General features: G+C 70.3%; 1 protein-coding gene. It reads right to left on the reverse strand.

Annotated elements, in window-relative coordinates; all coding sequences use genetic code 11:
- On the reverse strand, positions 1-2210 hold a 2210-nt coding region (locus tag H5J33_RS32050), incomplete at both ends, for a transglycosylase domain-containing protein (protein ID WP_258565550.1).

The following is a 2210-nucleotide window of genomic DNA, read 5'->3' on the forward strand; positions in this document are numbered from 1 at the left end:
GCGCTCGGGCCGCCGGCGTCCTGGCCGCCGTCGGTGGTGGTGCCGCCGGTGTCCTGGCCGCCGTCCGTGCCGGGCTCGGGCGTGCCCGAGGCGGCCGGGGGCTCCTGGATCCGGTCGGCGCCCTGCTGGAGCCGCAGGTCGAAGTCCTTGACCGGCTTGCCCTCCAGCGCGTCCCGCGTGTACTGCGCCCAGATCTCGGTGGGCGCGCCGCCGCCGTTGATACGGGCCTGGCCGAGCGCGCCGTACAGCGGCTGGTGCTTGGCCGTCACCGGGTCCTGGCCCATGACGGAGACCACCGTGGCCAGGTCGGGGGTGTAGCCGGCGAACCAGGCGGCGGTGTCGCGCTCGGCGGTGCCGGTCTTGCCGGCCGCCGGACGGCCCGCGGCCTGCGCGGCGGTGGCGGTACCGCTCTCGACCACGCTGCGCAGCACGGAGGTGGTGGTGTCGGCGGCCTCCCGGCTGACGGCCTGCTTCACGTTCCGCTCGGGCAGCTTGATCTCGTCCCGGCCGTCCTTGGTGATCTCCTGGACCAGGCTGTACGTGCCGTGCTTGCCGTGGTTGGCGAGCGTGGCGTACGACTCCGCCATCTCCAGGACGCTGGCGGTGGCGGTGCCGAGCGCGATGGACGGGGACGGGTAGAGGTCCGGGGTGTCGGCGGGCACGCCGAGGGCGACCGCGGTCTCCTTGACCTTGGCCGGGCCGACGTCGGTGGCCATCTGCGCGTACACCGAGTTCACCGACAGGTCGGTGGCCTTGCGGACGGTGATCGGGCCGTACGAGCGCTGGTCCTCGTTCTCGGGCGCGTAGGAGCCGCCGCTCCAGCCCTGGACCGGGCGCTGGTTGGTGCCGTCGTAGACCGTGTTCGGGGTGATGGTGCGGCCGTCCTGCGTGGTGGAGCCGTTCTCCACGGCGGAGGTGAACACGAACGGCTTGAAGGTGGAGCCGACCTGGAAGTCACCGCGGGTCGCGCCGTTGGTGTACTGCTTCACGTAGTCGATGCCGCCGTACAGCGCGACGACCTCGCCGGTCCTGGGGTCGACGGAGGCGCCGCCGGCCCGGACGTAGGTGTCGGCCTTGTTGTTCTTCTTGTCCAGCTTGCTCATCAGCCGGTCGTCGACCGCCTTGACGAAGGCGTCCTGCCGGTCCTTCTGGATGGTGGTCCGGATCCGGTAGCCGCCGGCCTCGAGGTGGTCGCTGTCGATGATGTTGTTGCTGATCAGGTACTGGTTGACCGCCTGCACCAGATAGCCGCGCTGGCCGGACATGCCCGTGGAGACCGTCTGCTCCTTCGGCATGGGGAACTTCATCCCGGCCCGCTCGGACTGCTCCAGCCAGCCCTTCTTGACCATGCCGTCCAGGACGTAGTTCCAGCGGGCGACGGCCGCCTTCCGGTTCTCCGGGTGGGCGACGACGTCGTACTCGCTCGGCGCGTTGACGAGCGCGGCGAGGTAGGCGGCGCGGGCCGGGTCCAGGTCGTCGGCGTCGCGGCCGTAGTAGGCCTGGGAGGCGGCCTGGATGCCGTAGGCGTTGCGGCCGAAGTAGCTGGTGTTGAGGTAGCCCTCCAGAATCTCGTCCTTGGACTTGTTCTGGTCGAGCTTGATGGAGATGAAGAACTCCTTGGCCTTGCGGGTGACCGTCTGCTCCTGGGCCAGGTAGTAGTTCTTCACGTACTGCTGGGTGATCGTCGAGCCGGACTGCTTGCCCTTGCCGGTCGCGGTGTTCCAGGCGGCCCGGATCATCGCCTTGGGGTCGACGGCCGACTCGGAGTAGAAGTCGCGGTCCTCGGCGGCCAGGATGGCGTGCTGGGCGTCCTTGGAGACGTGCGCGAGGGAGACGTTCTCGCGGTTGACGTCGCCGTCGCGGGCCAGCTGGGAGCCGTCGGCGTACAGGTAGACGTTGCTCTGCTTGGTCGCGAACGCGTTGGCCGGCGGGATGTTCACCATCGAGTAGCCGACGAAGAACACGCCGATGACCAGCAGCACGAACACGAAGCAGGTGCCGAGCACCATGCGCCAGGTCGGCACCAGCCGCCGCCAGCCGGTCCGCTTGGGCCGCTTGCCCTTCTTGGCGTTCTTGGCCTTCTTGCCCGTGGGCGCGTCACCGTCGGCGGCCGCGAGCACGGTGGTCTCGGCCTCGGGAGCGCCCGGGGTGCCCGGGGCCCCTGCCGACGGGGACGCGGATTCCGTACGGGGGCCGGGTACGGCACCGGT

This window comes from Streptomyces sp. WELS2 (assembly GCF_013870595.1).
Lineage (GTDB): Bacteria > Actinomycetota > Actinomycetes > Streptomycetales > Streptomycetaceae > Streptomyces.